The organism is Pantoea sp. PNA 03-3, assembly GCF_003201175.1.
Lineage (GTDB): Bacteria > Pseudomonadota > Gammaproteobacteria > Enterobacterales > Enterobacteriaceae > Pantoea > Pantoea stewartii.
The window spans coordinates 414,645-436,433 of the sequence record NZ_QICO01000001.1 but is presented as its reverse complement, the minus strand read 5'-3'; the positions used below and the strand labels follow the sequence as shown (position 1 = coordinate 436,433).

The 21,789-nt window shown below is 52.3% G+C and carries 20 protein-coding genes; 11 read left to right on the top strand and 9 right to left on the bottom strand.

Features of this window, described 5'->3' with window-relative positions; genetic code table 11:
• Nucleotides 1-421: 421 nt before the first annotated feature.
• Nucleotides 422-661 carry an XRE family transcriptional regulator gene (locus C7433_RS01990; protein ID WP_033741417.1) on the top strand — a complete coding sequence of 80 codons (240 nt, stop codon included), beginning with the start codon at nt 422-424 and terminating at the stop codon, nt 659-661.
• 275 nt (nt 662-936) lie between these two features.
• Here the strand turns inward: C7433_RS01990 and C7433_RS01985 are convergent, their stop codons facing one another.
• Together C7433_RS01985 and C7433_RS01980 are read right to left on the bottom strand one after the other, a co-directional pair.
• Nucleotides 937-1,278, bottom strand: a complete 342-nt coding sequence (locus tag C7433_RS01985; protein WP_233255744.1) for a hypothetical protein — start codon at nt 1,276-1,278, stop codon at nt 937-939.
• Nucleotides 1,271-2,815 (bottom strand): methyl-accepting chemotaxis protein, encoded by a 1,545-nt coding sequence (locus C7433_RS01980; RefSeq protein ID WP_058701927.1) that lies wholly within the window; start codon nt 2,813-2,815, stop codon nt 1,271-1,273. The genes C7433_RS01985 and C7433_RS01980 overlap by 8 nt, the downstream gene beginning before the upstream one ends.
• Before the next feature lie 833 nt (nt 2,816-3,648).
• Between C7433_RS01980 and C7433_RS01975 the strand changes: the two genes are divergently transcribed.
• Both C7433_RS01975 and C7433_RS01970 read left to right on the top strand, forming a co-directional pair.
• Complete coding sequence (locus C7433_RS01975) at nt 3,649-4,545, top strand: alpha/beta fold hydrolase (RefSeq protein WP_039340391.1); 897 nt, start codon at nt 3,649-3,651, stop codon at nt 4,543-4,545.
• 434 nt (nt 4,546-4,979) lie between these two features.
• Entirely contained in the window at nt 4,980-5,609 is a 630-nt protein-coding gene (locus C7433_RS01970) for a glutathione S-transferase family protein (RefSeq protein WP_110267517.1), read from the top strand.
• A 53-nt stretch (nt 5,610-5,662) separates the two neighbouring features.
• Here C7433_RS01970 and C7433_RS01965 read toward each other — a convergent pair whose 3' ends face one another.
• Both C7433_RS01965 and C7433_RS01960 read right to left on the bottom strand, forming a co-directional pair.
• Entirely contained in the window at nt 5,663-7,252 is a 1,590-nt protein-coding gene (locus tag C7433_RS01965) for a rhamnogalacturonan lyase B N-terminal domain-containing protein (protein ID WP_110267516.1), read from the bottom strand.
• Between the two features lie 24 nt (nt 7,253-7,276).
• Nucleotides 7,277-8,494, bottom strand: a complete 1,218-nt coding sequence (locus C7433_RS01960; RefSeq protein ID WP_110267515.1) for a pectate lyase — start codon at nt 8,492-8,494, stop codon at nt 7,277-7,279.
• 723 nt (nt 8,495-9,217) lie between these two features.
• Between C7433_RS01960 and C7433_RS01955 the strand changes: the two genes are divergently transcribed.
• Nucleotides 9,218-10,879 carry a methyl-accepting chemotaxis protein gene (locus tag C7433_RS01955; protein WP_110267514.1) on the top strand — a complete coding sequence of 554 codons (1,662 nt, stop codon included), beginning with the start codon at nt 9,218-9,220 and terminating at the stop codon, nt 10,877-10,879.
• 169 nt (nt 10,880-11,048) lie between these two features.
• Here C7433_RS01955 and C7433_RS24080 read toward each other — a convergent pair whose 3' ends face one another.
• Entirely contained in the window at nt 11,049-11,819 is a 771-nt protein-coding gene (locus tag C7433_RS24080; protein ID WP_072193598.1) for a helix-turn-helix domain-containing protein, read from the bottom strand.
• Nucleotides 11,820-11,918: 99 nt separating this feature from the next.
• Here C7433_RS24080 and C7433_RS01945 point away from each other — a divergent pair, with 99 nt between their 5' ends.
• Nucleotides 11,919-12,305, top strand: a complete 387-nt coding sequence (locus tag C7433_RS01945; RefSeq protein ID WP_199227841.1) for a nuclear transport factor 2 family protein — start codon at nt 11,919-11,921, stop codon at nt 12,303-12,305.
• Between the two features lie 187 nt (nt 12,306-12,492).
• Here C7433_RS01945 and C7433_RS01940 read toward each other — a convergent pair whose 3' ends face one another.
• Complete coding sequence (locus C7433_RS01940) at nt 12,493-12,789, bottom strand: NIPSNAP family protein (protein WP_039340383.1); 297 nt, start codon at nt 12,787-12,789, stop codon at nt 12,493-12,495.
• 342 nt (nt 12,790-13,131) lie between these two features.
• Nucleotides 13,132-13,863 (bottom strand): SDR family NAD(P)-dependent oxidoreductase, encoded by a 732-nt coding sequence (locus C7433_RS01935; protein WP_110267512.1) that lies wholly within the window; start codon nt 13,861-13,863, stop codon nt 13,132-13,134.
• Nucleotides 13,864-13,962: 99 nt separating this feature from the next.
• Here C7433_RS01935 and C7433_RS01930 point away from each other — a divergent pair, with 99 nt between their 5' ends.
• Complete coding sequence (locus C7433_RS01930) at nt 13,963-14,343, top strand: helix-turn-helix domain-containing protein (RefSeq protein WP_033741436.1); 381 nt, start codon at nt 13,963-13,965, stop codon at nt 14,341-14,343.
• A 289-nt stretch (nt 14,344-14,632) separates the two neighbouring features.
• Nucleotides 14,633-15,166, top strand: coding sequence for a GNAT family N-acetyltransferase (locus tag C7433_RS01925; protein WP_110267511.1), 534 nt, complete (start codon nt 14,633-14,635; stop codon nt 15,164-15,166).
• Nucleotides 15,167-15,333: 167 nt separating this feature from the next.
• On the opposite strand, the gene C7433_RS01920 is transcribed toward C7433_RS01925, so the two are convergent.
• Nucleotides 15,334-16,311 carry an alpha/beta hydrolase gene (locus tag C7433_RS01920; RefSeq protein WP_110267510.1) on the bottom strand — a complete coding sequence of 326 codons (978 nt, stop codon included), beginning with the start codon at nt 16,309-16,311 and terminating at the stop codon, nt 15,334-15,336.
• Nucleotides 16,312-16,323: 12 nt separating this feature from the next.
• Nucleotides 16,324-17,205, bottom strand: coding sequence for an MBL fold metallo-hydrolase (locus tag C7433_RS01915; protein WP_110267509.1), 882 nt, complete (start codon nt 17,203-17,205; stop codon nt 16,324-16,326).
• A gap of 116 nt (nt 17,206-17,321) precedes the next feature.
• On the opposite strand from C7433_RS01915, the gene C7433_RS01910 reads away from it, so the two are divergent.
• The 4 genes from C7433_RS01910 to C7433_RS01890 all read left to right on the top strand — a co-directional run bounded on the left by C7433_RS01910 (nt 17,322) and on the right by C7433_RS01890 (nt 21,786).
• Nucleotides 17,322-18,233: a LysR family transcriptional regulator gene (locus C7433_RS01910; RefSeq protein ID WP_110267508.1), complete on the top strand. Its 912-nt coding sequence runs from the start codon at nt 17,322-17,324 to the stop codon at nt 18,231-18,233.
• Nucleotides 18,234-18,866: 633 nt separating this feature from the next.
• On the top strand, nt 18,867-19,322 hold the full coding sequence (locus tag C7433_RS01900) for a hypothetical protein (RefSeq protein ID WP_039340368.1): 456 nt from the start codon (nt 18,867-18,869) through the stop codon (nt 19,320-19,322).
• A gap of 304 nt (nt 19,323-19,626) precedes the next feature.
• Entirely contained in the window at nt 19,627-20,649 is a 1,023-nt protein-coding gene (locus C7433_RS01895; RefSeq protein ID WP_039340367.1) for a LacI family DNA-binding transcriptional regulator, read from the top strand.
• Between the two features lie 213 nt (nt 20,650-20,862).
• Nucleotides 20,863-21,786 (top strand): TIM barrel protein, encoded by a 924-nt coding sequence (locus C7433_RS01890; protein WP_110267507.1) that lies wholly within the window; start codon nt 20,863-20,865, stop codon nt 21,784-21,786.
• Nucleotides 21,787-21,789 lie beyond the last annotated feature (3 nt).

Sequence of the window (21,789 nt, the reverse complement as noted above, 5' to 3'; positions counted from 1 at the left end):
GTTATATTTTATATTCTTTTGTCTCTGGTTATCGCTCGCATCTTAGGTGCGCCTGAAAACTGGATTAGTGACAAGTTCTATTCATGGCTTGGTCATCTTATTTATGGACCAGGAGAAATAGGTGCAGACAATTACTATGATCTTTATTTCTATGTCTCCGTAATAACAGTTTTTTCTATAACAACCTTAATCTATTTATTTACAATGAAGTTAATTAACAAATTAAAAAAATAACATGCCAATCCCTCCGTATCCCTGCAGCGTTTTATCAGGCGGTGTGAAGCCTGCGGAGCAGGGGAATCTGCCCGTTTACGCGCCCTCGTTTAGCGTTTCGCTTATCCCAATAAGATATTGCATGCGTATTGAACAGGGCTGATGAGTGTTTTATGCTCGGGGGAAACCATGGAAGAAGTGAGGCTTTATGGACGAGCATTCAGTCGGACGCTTTCTGGCGTCTTTGTTAGCCGAATACAATATGAGCGTAGAGCAGCTCTGCCGCCGTTCCGGGCTGCAGATGCATGAGGCCCGGTTCCTCCTGCGCGGCACGCTGACCGTTACGCCAGCCGTGGCTGAAAAACTCGGTCGGGCGTTTTATTCCCCTGGCTTCTGGCTGGTTCGTCAGGCGATGTCTGAGCTTAATAAACTCAGTCGGGAGACTTAAATAACAGGGCTGCGTAGCCCCAAAAGCCGGGCTGGCTCGTCTGCATCACAATGCCTGCCTGGCGGAGGAGGGTCAGCATAAGGCGTGAAGGAATATTCAGTTGACAGGCTCTTCGCCCAACCGACACGAAAGTGCCGTTGAAAAGGGGATTCACAGCCGAAATCAGCACCTGATTCAGGCAAAAAAAAGCCCGCCTGAAAAACGCGGCGGGCCATGCCCTGTTGCATGCAGGTTGAAGGTAATCGCGCGGCACCCCTGAGCGTCCGCGCCATCGTTTATCTCTGTCGGTCTTTCCCGTCTTTCGCCTGCTGTGCGGCGCAGGCCATGAAATTTTCAATGATTTCTACGGCATAACTGATCGCCATCAGATCTGCCGTCAGCCGCACATCCGTGCGCAGCAACGTTTCGGTGACGCCGGGCCGACTCAGCAGGGGCTTTATGTCCTGAACCCGACGTATCAGATGCGCCCAGTTATTGGCAAAGGTGTCCATACTGGCGTAGCCACCGTGCCTGAGCTGAATAAAAATGACATCAATATCGGCCTTCAGCGCACTTATCTTCGCGATGTTAAGCGGATCGTTCTCTGGCGCATCAGGCTGCGGATGGGGCTCAGACACGGAACGCCTCCACCATGCCGCGCAGGGCATGCGCCTGTTCAGAAAGCGAACGCGAGGCCGTAGAAGACTCTTCAACCAGCGCGGCGTTGCTCTGCGTCACACCGTCCATCTGACTCACCGCCACGCTGATCTGCGAAATACCCTGCATCTGCTCTGAAGAGGCCAGAGAGATGTTATCCATCGCCTCCGCGAGTTCGCCGACCATTCCCACAATTTTCAAAATGCTTTGTCCGGTGGAAGAGGCCACGTTCACGCCGCTTTCTACCTGTGTTACGGCCTGTTCAATCAGGATTTTAATATCCCGCGCGGCCGTGGCGCTGCGCTGCGCCAGCGTGCGTACTTCGCCTGCGACTACCGCGAAACCGCGCCCTTCCTCACCCGCGCGCGCCGCTTCTACTGCGGCATTGAGGGCCAGGATATTAGTTTGAAAGGCGATGCTCTCGATCACAGAGGTAATATCACGCACTTTGGTGGCGCTGACCGAAATGTCATGCATGGTATGTGTCATGCGTTGCATATCAGATTCCCCCTCGCGCGCCAGTTGCGCCGTCCCCCGTGCCGCGTCGGCTGTCTGCTGCGCACCCGCCGAGTTGCTCTTCACCGTTGCGGTAAGTTGCTCCATGCTGGCGGCGGTTTCCTGCAGGGCGGCGGCCTGTTGCTCGGTGCGGGATGAGAGTTCGGTGTTACCCTGGTCAATCTCATCAGCCGCCAGAGAAACGGAAGCCGAGGCATCCTTGATCTGCGAGACCAGCCCGCGCAGGTTCGCCTGCATACTGTCGAGCGAGGCCAGCAGGCTGGTGGTATCATTACGACGAAGCACGACAGGCGAGGTCAGGTCTCCAGCCGCAATGGTCGCAGCCAGTGCCTGGGCCTGGGCGGGCTCACCGCCCAGTTGACGCATAAGGATGCGGATCACCACGACGCAGGCACCCACGCCCACCAGCACCGAAGCCCCGGCGAGCAGCAAAAGAAAAAGGGTATCACGGGCGGTAGCCGCGCTGTTTTGCTGCACCTCGGCCAGACTGGTTTTCTGCTGAATGTTAGTGACGACCAGCAGATCTTTCAGCATTTTATCCTGGACAGGTTGTACCTCTTTTGTCAGGCACTCGAAAAATTCTTTATCACGGTTGGCCAGCCCAAGCTGACTGGCTTTGGCGAAGATGCTGAAGAACTCGCTCTCGGTGTCGGTCAGTCTTTTAAAGGCCGCGCGACCCGGCGGAAGCGAGTCGATCTGCAACAGATCGCCCAGCGCCTGACGATTGGCAATGAAGTCAGCTTTATTTTTTTCCATCTGCGCAGCGACGGGTTTCATAGCAACCGGATCGCTAAGCAGGCCAAGCGTTCTGACATCAATAGCCATCTCCCTTAATTCCCCCAGCATATCCTGCGCAAGCTGATATTTTTTCATCTTGATATTCACGACGATATCCATGCTTGCCCGGGCTTTATGAAGGGCATTGAGCGCCGTGCCTGTGCAGATAATAAACAGAAGGATAAGCAGACCGAAACCTGCAGTCAGACGGGTTGAAATTTTCATTTTGTTCTCGTTATAAAAGTGAATTTTGCTGTGTATCTTTCCCCGGCAACATTTAATGATGCCTGTCAAAGCGATTAAATTATAATTCGCCTTGACAATTTCGTATGTTTCCTGGTTATACCGTTCCTAAACAGATCTCAGATAAGGGGGCAGAATAACGGGATGGCCTTGGAACGACGGAATGCGCCATCCTGACATCCCTGTTACGGCTCGTATTCAGCCCGCCTCGCGTTGTCGCCAGGTATCTCAGCTAGCGTGTTATGAAGTGAAGCATTGAGCTTGACATGATAACCGCTGCAGATTTATATAGGAAATGATCATTTCCTAACTCTAGGCCCTGACAGAAGCGGGCGAACAGGACGGCTCTGTGGCGGCAACGGCGAATGAAACCGCTGCGGCAGAGAGCTTTCTGGCGCTTCACCAGAGAATGCGAGGAGTAGGTAAAGCATCGATACGCACGATACCGATCTATCGGCCGGACGCTGAAAATACTGGCGTACAACCAACGCTCGCGACGAGGTGTTCTTCCGACTGGAAGCCGGCTTCGATCCCGTATTCTGCGGACCTGACAGCGTACTGCCGAGCCGTTTCCCGACGTTGAGTCCGTTGCTGACCGGGTTAATGAACGGTTCAGGTCACACGAAATGAACAGGTCGATAATGCTGGCCGCTCAGGAAGCTGCGTACGAAAACGGGGCGGTGATCTCGATTGTGCGGGCGACTGCCGGTCAGGTTGGTTCACCAAAAAATGGCACAAGTCCGCCCGTCGGGTTTGTTTTCATTCACGCACCTGTCGGTTGCCGACGAGTGATCGTATGACAAGAGGAACAGGTTATGTCTGCTTCTGTGATCCCTGATGCGCCCGACGGTTTTCGTCACTGCTTTGCACGTGTGGAAGGGTTGCGTTTTCATTATGTCACCGGTGGCCGACCAGATGGCTTTCCGCTGGTGTTGCTGGCCGGTTTCCCTGAAAGCTGGTTTGCCTGGCGAAAGGTTATGCCCGGTCTGATGGCGCACTTTCGCATTGTGGCCGTCGATTTACCCGGCCAGGGCGATACCGATAAACCGCTTGCGGGCTACGATACTCAAACGGTTGCCAGCCGACTGCACGCCTTCGTCGCATCGTTAGCATTAGGCCGGTATTTTCTGGCTGGACACGACGTCGGTGCCTGGGTCGCCTTTACTTATGCGATGCTTTACGGCGAGGAGATCCGGGCGCTGACCCTGATGGACGCCGGTATTCCCGGTATATCGCTGCCGGATACGTTGCCCACAGATTCCCGTCAATCCTGGAAGACCTGGCACTTCGCCTTCAATGCCGTTGCGGATCTTCCCGAAGCCTTACTGACGGGGCGTGAGCGCATTTATCTGGAATGGTTCTTTCGGGAGAAAGCGGCCGACCACCGTTGTTACGGCGAGACGGAAATTAACGAATATGAACGCCTGCTCAAAGCCCCTGGTGGATTGCGCGCAGGACTGGCGTTTTACCGCGCCCTGTCACAGTCAGCAGCACAGAATGCTGCGCTTGCACAGCAAACACGTCTGACGATGCCGGTACTGGGGCTGTCAGCCGATCAGGGCTCTATTGCGGATATGGCCGCCACCCTGAAAGCGTATGGGGACGATATTCACAGCCAGCGGCTGGCGGATTGCGGCCATTTTCAGCCGGAGGAGCAACCTGAAGCGACGGCCAGGGCACTGATTCAGTTTTTTGGACAATATGCCCATTAATGCCGACTTCTGGATACAACGTCCTGGCGCAAGCAGAAGGGAATTTCTGTCACGGAAGTCCCTGGACCTGTCTGTAACGAGGAGCGGGGAATTCGCTATCACTTTCTTTTTATTAAGTAACGCCACGAGAAGAGTGATAAATATGACCGTGTTTCGTCGTAAATGGCGTATATGAAGACGCTGAGCAACATCAAAACACGCGCTGTTATTTCAAAAAGAAACCTGTTTAAGACATGATGTAATTCTTTTCGCGTCGATAACGTGCCTGATTTTGTCCGATGCTTATTACGCGATTACTCAATACCGCCTTTATTCTCATCTGTAGCAGGGAGTTATGCTGCTTCTGGTGCCACCCTGATGAACGTCATCACTGCTGGTAATATGTATGCAGGCTCGCCTCAGGGCGCGGGATTAACGCATACAGGGTATCTTATATGTACACACTCTATGGAAGCGCACGTTCGGGCGCCGCCGCGATTGAGATGGCGCTCAGTTTGGCCGGGGCGGAATACACAACGGTTGAGGCGAGTTCATGGCTCAAAGACAGTGGGTTTGAAACCTTAAAGCGGTTGAATCCGCTGGTCCAGATTCCCACGCTCATCCTGCCTGACGGGGCCGTGCTGACTGAAAGCGCAGCCATCATGATTTATCTTGGTATGGCCTGTCCTGATGCCGGCATCCTTTCAACTGACGCCGACGTTCGTGCTCAGCAATTACGGGGGCTGGTGTATATAAGTGCAAACTGTTATGCCGCCATCGGCATCATTGATTACCCGGAAAGATGGCTGGACACAGGCTCGCCGGATCAGCGTAAGCAGCTGGCCGAGGGGGCGGTCAACAAACTCTATGAGCAGTGGGACATGTTCAGCGATCTCTTTTTTGACACGCGCGCATGGCAGCCTGCTAACCCCGGCGCGCTTGAAATGCTGGCCTGTGTGGTGAGCCGCTGGAGCAATGCGCGTGCGCATCTCAGCCGCACCAGACCCGCTTTCTGTGCTTCGCTGGAAGAGGCAGAAACGCATCCTGTCATCAAGGCTGTTGTGCGCCGTCACTGGGGAACCTGACACGTGATGAAGACAGCGTTTTCTCCGCCTTTTCAGGACTGATAACGCGCCGCTCATCGTACTAACTGAATACTGTCATAGACGAAGCCTGGGCTCAGAAATCCTGTGCCTTTTTGCCCCGAGGCCACATTAATATCCAGTGTGTTAATTCCTGCCTGCAGGGCGGAAGCCGGCAGGACAAAAGTAAAAAGCGCATTATTGCCCCGGAAAGTGCCGCGGGTGATCCCCCGACTCGCAGGCTGGCCAGAAGCCGGCGGAATCGGCGCGGTCCAGCGCTGATTGACGCTGACCTGAGGGCGTCCTCCAGACTGCGCCAGAGTAATAAAAATTCGTAAAGTTAAATCATGCACATCGTGACGAGACAGCATGAAACGGATGCGGGTTGGCGAGTTAATATCCCGCCACTGCGCGGCAGGAAAGTCGCTTTCTGATGCGGTTCCCACAAGGTAATCAGCGGCTGTCCAGGGCGACATACGCCGATCGGACGGGTGAGCGGACATCAGCAAACGGGCGTTACGAAACCCCGACGGAGTGCCATCCGGTGAACCCGTCTGCCAAATAACCTGACCCGGTAAGGTCTGGGCGGCTAACGCAATCTGAGTTTGTCTGCCGGCCTGGATGTCTGCTGTACGTTGCGCGACTTCCCGTTCCTTATCGTACAGCGTTATCTGATAGTGCCCCTGACGCACGCCCGTCAGTGTAAAACGCCCCTGGCTGTCCACGCGCGTCCAGTATTCGGCGCTGGCGTTTCGCAGGCCGACAACGGCGGCAGGGCGATCGCTCATTCCTTTCACCACACCTGACAGCGTGCCGCGTTCAGTCTGATCGACAAACCCTTTCAGCCCCAGTGACGCATGAATAAATCCCACATCGATTAACGTGGCGGAGGGCTTCTCTCCGGTCGTAAACAACAGCCCATAGATACCATGCAACCCCGGTCGAAACGGTTCTGTCTGGGTATGACTGGAATACATATAGTTGTACAGCTCGTGTGTCATCTGCGTTTTTTGCGTCGCGATGTCCTTAAAGAACGGGCCACCTGAACTGAGCTCATGATTGCCCGTCAGCATAAAGACCGCTACGCCCGGACCGTGGACGCCGTGCAGATCGTCATCAATCATGGGACGGGCGGAGTAAAACTTGGAACTGGTCCGTCCGTCAGGCAACAAAAAGACGTCGTTGCCTTCAATCGCTTTTCCGACGTTTGAATCGTTGCCCCAGTCGGCCTTTGGGAATTTTTTGACATCCAGACGCGTCACGAAACGCAGTTCCCCGACCGGCAGAAGCGCGGGCGCGTAGGTCGCCATATACAGGGCGTTGCGGCCTTTTTTGGCGAGGTAGTAGTGGATAAGTTCCCCCGCCTGCGCACTGATGACAATGACATCGCCTGCCGTTTTCACTCCAACCTGCGCGTGCCCCAGTCCGGAGGCGACTTGTGAGGCCTTGTGCTCTGGTGATGCCAGCTCACTGCCATGAAACCGCATTGATGTCAGATCACCGTTGCGGTCATCGATGCTAAACACCAGATCGGCACCGGTATCCACCACCAGAGTGTTGCCGAAGTGTGTAACGCCGAAGGCACTGGCAACGCCCAGCCTGCTGAACAGACAGAAGACAAAAATGCGCAACAATAAACGTGCCATCGGGGAAACCCTCACATTAAAAACTTACCGCACCGGACTGTGAATATGGCCCACGCCAGCTTCACGGGGCACCTGGACGCTGGCCACCTCTGCGGAAACAGGCGAGACGAGCCAGGCGCGATCGTATCTGAAAGCCTCCAGGACCGTGATATCTTGTGGGCGATAGTCGTTGCCGCTCTGGGTTTGCAGATTACTGACACAGCGCCTGCCCAGATTTTTCAGACAGGCGTTTTCCCCAGCGGCGGCGTTCGTATCAAAAAGCGCGAAGGCATTACCGGGCTGCCTGATGTCGTTAAACAGCGGATGAGCCACATTCTTAAAGGCGTTACCTTCCACCAGCAGACGCGAAGAGGGTGTTCTGGACATTATCGCGCCCTGATACGTCAGATTGACAAAGACATTGTTAACCAGCTGCGCCAGGACACTGGCATTGCCCATCCCACCGGCATGCGGGGCACGCCCGGAGGTATCATGAACATAATTGCGCGCGACCGTTAATGTGTCATGCTGCCCCAGAAACAGCCAGACCCAGTAATGGTGGCCGTCGCAGGTCGCGGAATAGGGTGTTCTGCCGTCAAATTCGTTATCGGAAAGCGTGACATGGGACGCGGAGCCCCAGCCCGTGACAATCATCTGTCGGCCAATGCGGGCGAAAGTATTGTGATCAATCCACACACCCTCCGCATTATCAATGGTAAGGGCATCCCCTCCCCAGACCAGCTGCGGATTGATATCTGACAGTGTCAGATTGCGGATAATCACGTTGTGAACGCCGCCACCGACGTAAAGCCCGATGCCCTGAATCCCCGCATGTGCCCCTACACCAATCAGCGTCTTATTTGATCCCACCTTAAGACGGTCTAAACCGGCATTATCATAGGTCACCGAAACCGGCGCTTTGCCCTGACAAAACTGGTTGGCACCGTTGCGCGCCCATTGGCCACCGCCTCCTGGGCAGGCATTTGCCATGCAACCCCTTTCCGTGGTCGTGGCTTTGCCGTTGACCATGACCGTTCCACGAAAATCGACGGTATGATCCAGAGCGATGATCCGGGGACGATCATCCGTACAGTTTCCGTGCCGGTCATAGGTGGCGCACAACGCCTTCACCAGATCATCAGTGCGGATGGGATGAACAACCGCGCCACCGCTACCGCCCGTCACGCCTTTTGCAAAGCCGTCCGGCAGATCGGCAGCGCGCGATAACGCGGACGTCAGGCAAAGAACCGCAAGGAGGAACATCGTGAACAATCCGTAAAAAGGGCGGAAAACAGCCTGTCTACAGAGCGTGTGAACTGAAAACCTGAAGCGACAGTGCGGGCTTTTCATTCCTGTCCTCTCAACGACGCCGTGTTGCGCTGACATACCGGGCCCGCATCGATGTCGAGCGGGGGAAGAGCCTGTCGAACCCACCAGGCCACTCGCATCGTACAGGAAAGTCGAAATGAACGTACAGCCGTGACCCGCAGGTGCGTCACAGGACGATCATGGGCATACAGGCAACGTAAACATGTCCCTGCGCATCAGACCGTCGCGCTCAGGGCTGATCGCGTCAGCCGAAAACTGCGCCGTTACCGCGTTGTTCCGCTGCCTGCCAGAAGTGGATGCAAATACAACAGTTTCTACTGTAAATAAGGACGCCATCCTGCCGATGTAAGGTTAAACCTGTCGCAACAACTGGAGCGAACATAAAGACATATGCGTCGTATAATTTATACTTCGCGTAGTGTGAAAAGTGCCGTTTGTCATGTCTGCCTCAGGCTTTTACTCACCGAATCTGAACCATGTTGAACGTGCTGTTTATGTCCCCGGCCCAACTTTGTTTTCATCACCTGTCACAGTAATAGGTCATTCTCTGATCATTTTTATTAAATGATATTTTTCTCCCGCCGATAAATCGTCTGAATGTTTGAGTTAGTACTGATATTCATCAGTCATCAGAATCCCTTTATGGCAGGAAATAACATGACCATTACACAGCGTTTACTCTTTACCTTTTCACTCCTTTCTGCTGCCCTGGTGACAATGGTTATCGTTGCAGTGCTGGTGGCGGGCGGCTTTCAGTCCCGCTTTAACTATGTTCAGGAAAATACGGTTCCGTCCATTCTGGACATCGGCAAAATGGTCGACAGCAGTAATGCGCTTGTCATCTCACTTTACCGCCACCAGAGTGCAACAGACCCGCGCCGTCAGGCTGTGCTGGAAAAGGAAATCGAGGGGGCGATTAGCCAGATTAAGTCGCTCAACCAGTATTATCTGAAGAATGATATTTCAAGCGATGAGGACCGTCAGTTAACGGAAAATTCGTTTGCCGCTATCAAAAAAGTTGAGGACACTTTACCGGCTTTTCTGGTCGCCTCTCGTGCACAAAATGATGCGGCTTCACTCGGCTCCCTTCAGGGTAACGACGGCATTGGTGCCGCTGCGCGTCAGCTCAATGCCGGTTTTCAGAAACAGCTGAAACTCAACGTAGACATTGGTAATGCGCTGCGCAAACAAAATGATCACACTTATAACGTAACAGTGTGGAGCCTCATCGGCGGTTCTGCCATAGCCATTATCATTCTCGCATTCTTCGCCCTCAGAACCATTTTTGGCATCAAACGTCAGTTGAACGGCATGCGTCATGTAATGGAAACCGCCAGTGAACGCCTTGACCTGACGCTGCGTGCAGATGTGAGTCGCCGGGATGAAATTGGCCTGACCGCCAGCGCCTTTAACCATCTGATTGAGAATGTGTCAGACTCACTTTCTAAGGTTGAAGCGTCGGCTCAGTCTGTCAGTTCATCATCGGCGCAGATTTCGGCCGGCAACGAAGATCTGTCTTCGCGCACGGAGGAGCAGGCCGCGTCGCTTGAGCAGACAGCAGCAAGCATGTCTGAACTCAGTGAAACCGTCCGTCAGACCGCAGAAAACACACGGCTTGCCAGCCAGCTGGCCAAAAATGCACAGGACATTTCAGAAGACAGCGCAGGCCGTGTCCGCACACTGCTGTTGACGATGGGCGATATCAAAGACAGTTCCGCAAAAATTACTGACATCATTGCGCTGATTGAAGGTATTGCCTTCCAGACCAATATTCTTGCCCTCAACGCCGCTGTTGAAGCGGCTCGGGCAGGGGAGCAGGGGCGCGGATTTGCCGTGGTGGCAGGTGAAGTCCGTAACCTTGCACAGCGGTCATCCTCTTCAGCCCGTGAAATTAAAGAGCTGATCGAATCGTCTATGAGTTTTGTCCAGGCAGGCTCCGAACAGGCTGAGGGCGTTGGCAGTAATATGTCACGCATGAATGATGCCGTCAGGCAGGTTACCGATCTTGTGGATGAAATCTCTGTGGCCGCCAGTGAGCAGTCACAGGGGATCAGCCAGGTGCATCAGGCCGTTAACCAGATGGATGATGTCACTCAGCAGAACGCCGCGCTGGTTGAACAAGCCTCGGCCGCCTCAAATTCGCTGATGGAGCAGGCCGCATCACTGAACCAGTTGGTCAATAACTTCACCCTTAAACCGGTTTCACACGTCCCTGCGGTGGTCCGCAGCAAGGTGGTAACTTCTTCACACGCGCCATCGTCTTTTCGTTCAGGTCCTGCCGTTGCAGCAGCAGATGAAAACAACTGGCAGAGTTTCTGATCTTTACGTTAACAGCGTTTCATTTAATTAAGGGCTGACACCGGCCCTTTTACTTTTTTATGCAGGAAACTTTTTCAGCATAAAAGCCTGAATCTGCTTATTAGTGCGTTTTATCAGAAGCACCGTCTGCTTTGAGCCAGAAGCCGATGCTTAATGCGGGCCTGCATATTTAAATTCTGAATCGTGCAGGAGTGGTGCCAAATACCCTGCGAAACATGGCGATAAAGGCACTCACGTTGTCATATCCAAGTTCCAGTGCAACTGTCGTCACTTGCTTGCCTGCGGCAAGAAGCTCAAGAGCTTTGAGTAACCGTATGCGCTGTCGCCATTCATTAAAGCTAAAACCGGTTTCGGATCTGAAACGCCGTGTCAGTGTGCGTGACGATACTCCCGCCCAGAATGCCCATTCTTCAAGTGTGCGACCGTCATCTGGACTCTCAGACAGCACCTGAGCAACTTTTAAGAGCCGTATATCCTGCGGCATTGGCAACCCAAGATTAACGCTGGGAAGCGAACCGATTTCATCAAGGATAACGTCAGATAAACGTTTTTGAGGCGCATTAAGCTCTGCAACCTTCCAGGAGGCTGCTCGTGTTATCGCTTCGCGTAGCAGATTTGTAACTGAGAGCACAGCAGGCTTATCAGATAATGCGCCACAGGCCGCAGCAGATATATAAACACTCCATCCTGAATATGGGCCGTGCGAGCGCAGACCATGCGGAATATTTGGAGGTATCCACACGGCATGCGTTGCCGGTACGACCCAGCGACACTCTTCCGCATCGATCGTAAGCAGCCCATGCTCAGCGCCGAGTAACTGTCCACGAATGTGATGGTGACGTGGTGTTTCCCTTATTGCATCCGACTGGCGGGCCGCGACAATCAAAGTGGGTCCATCAGAAGAAAAAGCCCGGGAGAATGGAATTAACGGGTCGGTCATATTGGCTTATTTGAGGTATTTATTGTCTTTTATACCGTACCGAAGCCATCAGGTCGATTGTAGAGTACTGATAACTTATGATGAGGACTGACCATGAAAATGATTTCTATTGCTAACGTATTGGATGAGATTATTAACCAACAGGAAATCCCCCTGGAAGAGATACTTAATCGCCACTTTAGTCCCGGTTATCGGCAGCGCACTGATAATGAGTGGGGAAGTTTAGATAGCTTTGCTCATCATGCTCGTAAACTTCGCGAAATAATTTCTTTCGGCAAAATTGATGTGCATGACGAACTTCGTGAAGGCAATCTCTATGCTACCAGACATCGTGTATTGTGTACTAAGCGCAATGGGGAAGAGGTTGAGATGGAAGTTTATATGTTTGCTGAAACAGATGATTCAGGGCTATTTGTTCGTATTGAAGAAGCCACACTTATGCTTAAAGTTCTGGAAAGTGACCGGGACCTGGGTAGCACCAGGTAACAGGGGTTTAAATGTCCGCTTCTCGCTTATAGCGGACAAAGGAAGAGATTTTAGCGTCCGCTTTGTGCCAGAAGCGGACAGGCCAAATGCGCTTTGTATGACCCCGCCTTAACGGCCGGTTAATTGCTGTGTATCAATTTAAGTGACTGCGACAGGAATGTTCCTGCTGGCTGAGAAAGTCGCAAAGTCAGAAAAGTGTTTCCTTAATAATGATTTCATCCACCCGGAGGATTGAAGACATATCGAAACCTTCCATGTCTGACATGAACTCCTTGCTGGCCATATATTTCTGATTTATAGCTTGTATTTCGGCATCCTCCTGATAGGTAACTGTTGCAATGACCTGACATTCTTTCCCCAGATAAACATGATTTACATATATACCAAAGGCTGGGAGAGAGGCCATATGTCTGGGCCAGTGTCGGTGAAAATAAATTTCTGCAGACTGTTTGTCTTTGAGTGTATAAATTCTGACCTGTTTCATATTTTCAATCCTGCTGTTAAGGCTTTCATACAGAACAAAGTCAAAGCATACCTATTCTATTTCTGAGAAATTAGCAAAAGACCACTTTTCGCGCATAGCGGACCTTCAGCTCAGTCAGCCTGTCCACTTTGTGCCAGAAGCGGGCCTTGCTGAAATGATGTCGGATTCATTAACGGCGAGCGCGTCAATGCCGCAATAAGCGGCAGCATACCGTCTGCCGGACACCGATACTAATAAACGGGAATTTGGGCACAGCCATCTGGCTAAAGAAAAACCGGGTCGTCGCCCGGTTCGTTTCTCGTACAGCTTTTCTCTGATCTTAGTTAAACTGAACGCCATGCCTCATACCTGTGTCATGCCACCATCCACACAGATTTCTGCTCCGGCTATATAACTGCTTTCATCACTTGCAAGGAACAGGGCGGCACTGGCAATTTCTTCAGGTCTGCCCATTCTTGATAAGGGAATGGTGCTGATTATCTCATTACGTAGCTCTTCAGAGGCTGCACGCATCATCTCCGTATCGACAGGGCCGGGGGCGACAACATTAACGCGGATGCCACGAGCGGAGAGTTCACGTGTCCATGTGCGGGCAAAAGAACGAAGTGCTGCTTTACTGGCACCATATACGCCATATCCCGGCGTGCCAATCACATCGGCAACCGAACCTATCAAAACGACGCTCGCTCCCTCCTTCATCAGAGGAAGGGCTGCCTGCAGAGCAAAAAGCGGTGAGCGCACATTCAGGCCAAAAACAGAATCAAAATGTGTCGGCGTGACGTCATCAATCGTCGAGTATTCGGCCATGCCGGCGTTGATGACCAGCACATCTATCTGGCGGGATTCTGTCTTGATTAAATCGAGTATTCGCGTCAGTTCACTTATCTGGCTGACGTCAGCTCGGACTGGCCTGGCAGTGCCCTTTATGGTCTGACTGGCTGCTTCTAACTCCTCATTACGGCGTGAGGTCAGCCAGGTTGTGGCACCTTCACTGGCAAATCGCTGGCTGATAGCCAGACCAATGCCTTTTGCACCGCCGAGTATCAGGGCAACTTTATTCTCTAATCTACTCATCTGCTCTCTCCTGTCAGGGTGGAAAACAGATGATATAATTTGTAAACTTAATAACAATTACGCACTTTATTTATATCAGGTATCGGGGAATATATCGCCATGTCTCAAACTGATTGTAATGACCTGAAAGAAATAGGGAAAACGCGGCCGGTTCTGGAGAACATAACCAATAAATGGTCAATTTTAATTCTCACTGTGCTTTGTAATGAACCTGTGCGCTTCAACGAACTCCGTCGCCGGCTGGAGGGTATTACGCACAAAGCATTGTCTGATGCGCTGAAGCGGCTTGAGCGCAATGGATTGGTGCTCCGAAAGGTGCTGCCTACTTCACCAGTGAGCGTGGAGTACAGCCTTACACCGCTGGCACAGACGCTTCAGGAGCCATTCAGTGCGCTGTATGGATGGGCGCTAAAACATGGAGCGGAAATGGAACGGGCTCAGTTGATGTACGATACCAGACAGGCGGAAGAGATTTGCTGAAGAGTCGTAATGTTGAATCCTGTTGCGATGCGCGCTCAGTTTTACAGGCCAGCATCGAAAAATGTTGATTAATGAAGCCCCACGTTTCCTGACAATGCTTTATGTGGATGTCCGCTTTGTATCAGAAGCGGACATTTACGTATGAGCTAAGCACTCTGTCACCATGAGTTTTCCAGATTCATTTTCATCCTTGCGTAAGATGTGATGTATGGTTTGACCGGGTAAGCTGATTTTCGACTGAATGTGATTTTGCTAACATGAAACGCCATTGCGTTTGTGAGAGGTAACAGTGATTCACTTAAGACAGGCTCAGCGCAGTGATGCCGATGCAATAGCACATCTGCACACCGCCGGATGGAGAGATACCTACACGAAAGTGATGTCTGCGGATTTCCTTGAAAATCAGGCGCAGGAAGATCGACTTTCACACTGGCGCTCAGCACTGAATCAGAGCAATGAAAGCGAAACAGTGTTTGTAGCTGAATATGATGGAAAGGTTGAAGGCTTCATATGTATTAAGCTCCACTATGATGCGCAATGGGGCTGTTATATAGACAGCCTGCATGTAAGCTCTTCACTACGTGGTCACGGTGTAGGAAAACAACTTCTCTGGCGCGCAGCCGAATGGGTCAAGAGCAGGGATGATGAGTCACCGCTCTATTTGTGGGTGTTTGAAGATAACACCCAGGCAACAGCTTTTTATCAGCGCCTCGGGGGCACCATTGTGGAGAGAACATTATCCGATATGCCTTCATCAGATAATGCCCAGGTATTCAGAATCAGCTGGAAAAATGCCGGTCAGCTTCTGACAACTGCTTGCTGAAAGGTTAGCCGAAATGCTTTTTATTTGTATCAACAGCGGGCAGGGCGAAATTCCCCTTTTCGCACCTGACGGACCTTAATCTGTTTCAGTGGTTGCTTTGTGCCTGAAGCGGATGTTGTCTGGCACGATACTTTTCTGAACATGAGGCTTGAGTGATACAGGCCTCATTAAATATCCAGAACCTGACTGATAAAATAGCGGGTAAGCTCAAACACCTGATGTCGGTTTTTCTCCAGCACCATCATGTGTGTGGCTTCACCGATTTCTGTCCAGCGCTTCCAGGGGGTGCCTGTCGCTCGCAGGAACCAGTCCTGGATTGCATTCACAGGTACATCACGATCCCATTCACCATGTAAGAGCAATACGGGGACGCGGATGTCGGCGGGATCGTAGACGCCTTTATTTTTTGCCCAGTAACACCGTGTATCCTGAATCGGACCGTTGCTAACCCGGATTTTGCGCTGGGCTCTCAAAACCGGATCGGGTTCCTCATTCACTGTTTGCCGGGCCCACTGCATAAATCCGCCGGGACAAATAAGGCTGTTCTTTTTATTGTCTGGCGCGGCCTGAAGCCAGCGTGATTCCACTGCATCAATGTCAATATCGCGCCATGCGCCCATTTCGCCGCCGGGATCCAGCGCGTATTTACCGTCCTGAATCCACTGTGGCGCAATAAGCGTCAGACGCCGCACGTTAGCGCTATTCCGTGTGGTGTAAAGCGACGCCACCGTTCCTCCCCATGACATCCCGATGAGGTTCAACTGCGTCAGTCCATGATGTGCAAGAACGTAATCAACCGCACTTCCTAAGTCCCTTACTGCGGTTTCAGCACGCGCTGACGGCGGATTTTCCCGCGCAGGCAAAGAGAAAGAAGGTAGTCTCGATGCGCGGCCGTATCCACGCACATCCACTGCCCAGACATCCAGACCGGCTGCGGCAAGGTAATCAAGGAAAGATTCCCCCTCAAGCGGTGTATCAAACAGACTTCCCGATGAGAAAGTGGCGCCGTGCATCAGCAGAACCGTCTGTGCCGCATCAAAGTCGGTAGTATCAGCGCGCCGCCTGTGACGCAGCCACAATGAAATGTCTCTGGTATCGGAGGGGATGGCGAAAGCTTCGCTGAACAGCGGTGGTATGTTTGTCATGATATTCTCCTGTCAGGCGTGCTGCCAGGTTAACTGGCCGTTTGTATTGAGAACCCGTCCTGCCGAGCTGTCCGGAAAGTGAGAGGTAAAAACCAGCGCTCGGGTCTGAGCAGCAAAATTCATCATCACTGTCCGGGATTTTTTTGCCGTATCAGGAAATTCGCAGTAGCGGCTGTTCCACTCGGGGAGGCATATCTGAAGCGGGCTGTGCACGACGTCACCCCAGAACAGGGCCGTCTCACCGCCGTCTGAGAAACTGAATGCCAGGTGATCAACGCTGTGCCCCGGTGTTCTGTGAATCTGCAGCCCGGCAACGACCTCTGTCTCGGCGCTGTCCAGAAACACGGCCTGCCCTGAAGCGACGACCGGATACACACTGTCATCCATTGCACCTGTGCTTTCCGGCATGACATTAAGTGGGTTCTGATAAAAATGGTATTCATCTGCGGAGAAGTAGTAGCGGGCGTTCGGAAAAGTGGGGCGCCACTGACCTTTCTTCCAGACAGTATTCCAGCCGACGTGATCGACATGAAGGTGCGTTAAAACGACCGCATCCACCTGCTCAGGCTCAACGCCTGCCGCTCGCAGCGCATGCAGCCAGTGGCTGTTCATTTCATGAAACTTTGCATTGCCAGGGCGTTTTTTGCCGTTACCCGATGCGGTGTCGAGGATGATGACCTTACCGTCTTTTTCAATCAGCCAGCTGTGTGTGCTGAGCGACACGGTCTCGTCTGTAAAATCCAGATCATGACGTTGAATGTGTTCAGCAAAACGCAAGGCTGACTGACGATCCCACTGTGGAAACAGGTACGACACGGGAATGCCGTTGCTCTGTTGCTCTGGAATCTTTGTGATTTTTGCACCGGCGACGTGCCAGGTTAACAGCTTGCTCATGTGCTTTTCCGTTGGGGGAATGGACTGGATGGCCTTATATTCAGGGTTGTGGGCGTAATGAACAATCGGGCGCCGGGCAAACTTAAATTGCAGATACAGCAACAATAAGGCGGGGCATGGATAAATTTTCTGCGATACGCAGCTTTCTACAGGTCGTTGAAACCGGAGCCTTCACCCGTGCTGCGGAAAGTCTCGGGTTACCCAAGTCAACGGTGACACGGCAGATTCAGGCCCTCGAAAATGAGCTGGGTGTAAAACTCTTACATCGTTCTTCACGACGGCTAAGCCTCACGGAACAGGGTGAGGTTTACCACAAGGGCGCGCAGGCATTACTTATCCAGGCGGAAAAACTGGACAGCAGCGTTTCGGGAGCGGCTGGAACGTGGCGTGGCCAGCTCAGGGTAGACATGCCGGGTGCGCTGGCATACTGCCTGATTATTCCGAGGTTGGGGGATTTCATGGACCGCTACCCGGATTTACAGATCATCACAAGCGTGGGCAACCGAACCAGCGATCTCATTGAAAATCAGTTTGACTGCGTGATACGCATAGGACGACTTCACGATGACTCGCTTGTTGCCCGCTCTCTGGGAGCACTGCCCATGGTGGTATGCGCCGCGCCCGCATACCTTAAAAGAGAGGGTAAGCCCTCCCATCCCACGCAGTTAGTGCACTTTCATCATATTCAGGTGCGTTCCCCACAGAGCGGCAGACGTTTTGAGCATCAACTGACGAAAGCCAGCGAATCGTTTCCGCTTAGCGGTCCGTTTCAGATATCCGTCAACGACGCTTACGCGGCATTCAGTGCGGCGCGCGCGGGCCTGGGCATCGTAACGACCTATGATTTTCTGGTGGCAGACGCGCTGAGAGAGGGGGACCTTATCAGGCTGTTTGATGACTGGCAGGTTGATGAACTCCCGGTTCATATTGCCTGGCCGGAGAACCGCCAACTGGCACCCCGTATACGATTATTTGCTGACTGGGTCAGGGAACAATTTTCAGTAACAGGTATGACAGGACGCCCCTGAGGCAATGGTTGACGCTGACTGGTAGTGTTTTGCTGCTGAGGTAACGTGTTTAGTGACTGTTGCCGCTCCTGAAAATGCTTCCTCTCAGCGAGTGATGCAAAGATCAGGCATGACTTATAAAGCAATAGAACAGTTTTACCTTGTGCCCTACGTCGTTCATGAACCTGGTATTTAGCGCGATCAGTTATAAGGCGGATGTTTACACAACGCCCCCCTGATAAAGGAGCGCGTTTCATCGACCCGTTGAACTCACAGCGCAAACCGGACCTTACGATTTAACCGGACTGGCCTGTGCAGGATTTCAGGCCGAAACATACCTCTTCAGACACAGCCATGGATTTTCCTGATCATAATGGTAAATCATCATTAGGTTTTCCCTTACAGACGTAATACTTACAGAGCCGAACGATAAAGAACTGGCTGAATCTGAACCACAGATATGAACCAGATGCAGAGCAGCGGCTAGCTGGTGAAGCCGTAAGGCAAAAGCAGGGCTCGGCTGTCATCACTCAGTCCCTCTGGTTATGATTAAGCAGACCTTAATTTTCCAGCCCCTGAGAGTCCTGTTCTTATGGAGTTTTGCGCCGGAACCCCATATCATTGATTAACAATGGTCAAGTAAAGGAAGCGCTGATGCAACTGATAAAAACTGAATACACCCTTAGATCCGGTTATCCGATTGTCAGGCGCACGCTGGAGAACAAAAAGAATTTAGTGAAACAGCCTGGTTTCGGTCCTGAGTCCTGCTGTGCAGTAGTCGAGTACCGGCTACGGGGTAATATTCGTTATGCGTTCGGAAACAGTCGGATGCAGGTAAGCGTGCCACCAGGAATCTATACTAATAACTGGGTAAGGCTGCATGGCGAAATGGCTGCACTCGTTGCTGCGATAGAACGCATTGAGCGCTTTTCCAGCGATGATGTCATACCCATCACGGCTGCCTATATTGAATTGCGACCCTGTGAGGCCAACTGCATGCAGGCACTGCATAATATCCTGCCTGAGAACGCTAACGTCTATTACTCTTTTGACCACCCCACTCAGGTTGAGGAATGGAAATTACGTGCTCACGAGCTTTGTGGTGTTTGAAACTTTTCACACATTTCCCGGCTAAAACACAGGACAGCCACTAATACACAGGGGAAAACTTAGGGTGTTTTTCTGGGGTAATGCTGCCTGCCGGGACTGGTGTATGAAACCGCACGGACTGGAATGTTAATCACGCATTCTGCTGAATAACCTACATCCACGTTTTCTCTGCCTGCTGTCATGGGGCGGTCACTTTCTGCCAATGCGTCATCCTGTAAAAAACGCCGTAAAGCAGCAGAAGTATTTTGCTGCTGCACACTTTTTGTGTTTAAGATGATAGAAATCTATCATCTCGGGCTGTGTAATGAAAAAAATATCCATGTCAGCGGTAGCCAGAGCGGCGGGTGTCGGGGTGGCTACCGTTGATCGTGTTCTAAATAACAGAGCGTCAGTAAAGCAGGAAACCCGGGACCGTGTTCTGCGCGCAGCGGAAGCGCTCGGTTACCGGGAAGATCTGCGTAAGGTGATGACGCCAGAAGCCACGGCGGTTAAAAGCGCGGTGCGCACCGGGTTTATTCTGCTGCCCAGTGATTATTCGTTTTACCAGGTGCTGTCAGAGGAAATCCGCCGGTATGCGGACGGAAAACTGGCGACAGAGCCGGCGTTTGTGTGGGCTGATATACATGACGTGGAGAAAGTCGTGTCGTCTCTTGAAGCTCTGGCAAAACGCGTCGATATCATTGGAGTAGTTGCGCTCGATCATCCTCTTATACGGCACACCATTAAGCAACTATCCGCATCAGGCGTGCAAATTTTCACTTTGTTTTCCGATCTTTCTCCCTGTGGTCAGGCGGGCTATATCGGTCTCGATAATCTGAAAGCAGGGCGTACAGCGGGATGGTTTGCTGAGCGCATGATGGAAAAAGACAGTGTTATTGGTGTGCTGCTCGGCGATCACCGTTTCAACTGCCAGGAAAGCTGTGAAATAAGCTTCCGTTCGTACCTGCGCGAGAACAGACAAGATGCGGTGGTGCTTGAGCCGTTACAGACGCGGGAAAGCATCAGTGGGGGCTATCTGGCTGCCAGCCAACTGCTAAAAAACCATCCCAGTGTGGCCATGATTTATGCGCCGTGCGGTGGCATAGAGGGCGTAATCAAGGCGGTCTGTGAAAGCGCGCGACATGATATAAAAATTCTCTGCCATGGCCCGTTCATCGGCGATGAAATGGCGCTTATCGCGGGGCATGTCGATGTGATGATGCGCCACCGTATCGATGTTGTGGCTGAGACGATCGTCTCTGTTTTTATCCGCAGGTATCAGGAAACCGACCGCAATCCTCTCTCTGTTACCGTTCCCTTCGATCTGGTTACCCGGGAAAATATCTGACGTCTCACGACGTATCACGCAGAGGGTTGTGCTGTCTGAATTTGATGTAAATCTATCAATAATATGATTTAAAAAAATCATGATCTCTATCAAATAATCCACGAAGGAGGGTTGCTGGTATCAAAAAACCGGCGCAATACTGCGCGCACTGAGTCAGGCATTTGTCGCCTGCATGTCAGTGCTTACCTGTGTTGCCGCATCCGGAGAAAAACCATGACCATTTCCATCGCGACTGCACCCTGTAGCTGGGGAGTGGACGACCCGAAAAACCCGTTTCTTCCCCCCTGGCAGAGCGTGCTAAAAGAGGCCGCGCTCGCCGGATACAAAAGTCTGGAGCTGGGACCATGGGGATACTTGCCTGTTGAGCCCGAAGCCCTGACGTCTGCACTTGAGGAACATCAGCTGTCTGTTATTGCCGGCACCCTTTTCGACGATTTAGTCAGTGAAGAAAACTTCCCGGCAATGATCGATCTGACCCATAAGATCTGCCACAACCTGAGCGCCGTTACCCGGCAGGCTGACGCTGTCAATGAGGGGGCATCGCCACCTTATCTTGTCATCATCGACTTTGGTGATCCTGAACGTGCCGCCACAGCCGGTCAGTCAGAAAAGGCCCCGCGGCTTAATCCCAGTGACTGGCAGACGATGATAAGACATATCACCATTCTGAGTGAGATTGCCTGGAAAGCGTACGGTGTCAGGCCGGTCATTCATCCCCATGCTGGTGGCTGCATTGAGTTTGCCGATGAACTGGAAAAGCTGGTCCACGATATTCCCCATACCGTAGCCGGGCTTTGCCTGGATACCGGCCATCTGTATTACGCTGGCATGGCGCCGGTGGCTACGCTGGAACGTTACTGGGACAGGATTGATTACCTGCACTTCAAGGATGTTAACGAGGCTGTCTGGCGCCGGGCAGTTAAAGAAGGGCTGGATTTTTTCACCGCCTGCGCCCAGGGCGTCATGTGTCCTCTTGGCAGCGGTGCCATCCACTATCCGGACGTTCATGCATTTCTGCGCCAGCGTCGTTACAAGGGCTGGATAACCATTGAACAGGAAAGAGATCCGCGTGATGCGGATACAAGCCTGCGTGATGTCACGGCCAGTCTGCATTATCTGCATTCCGTCGGTTTCTGAGGA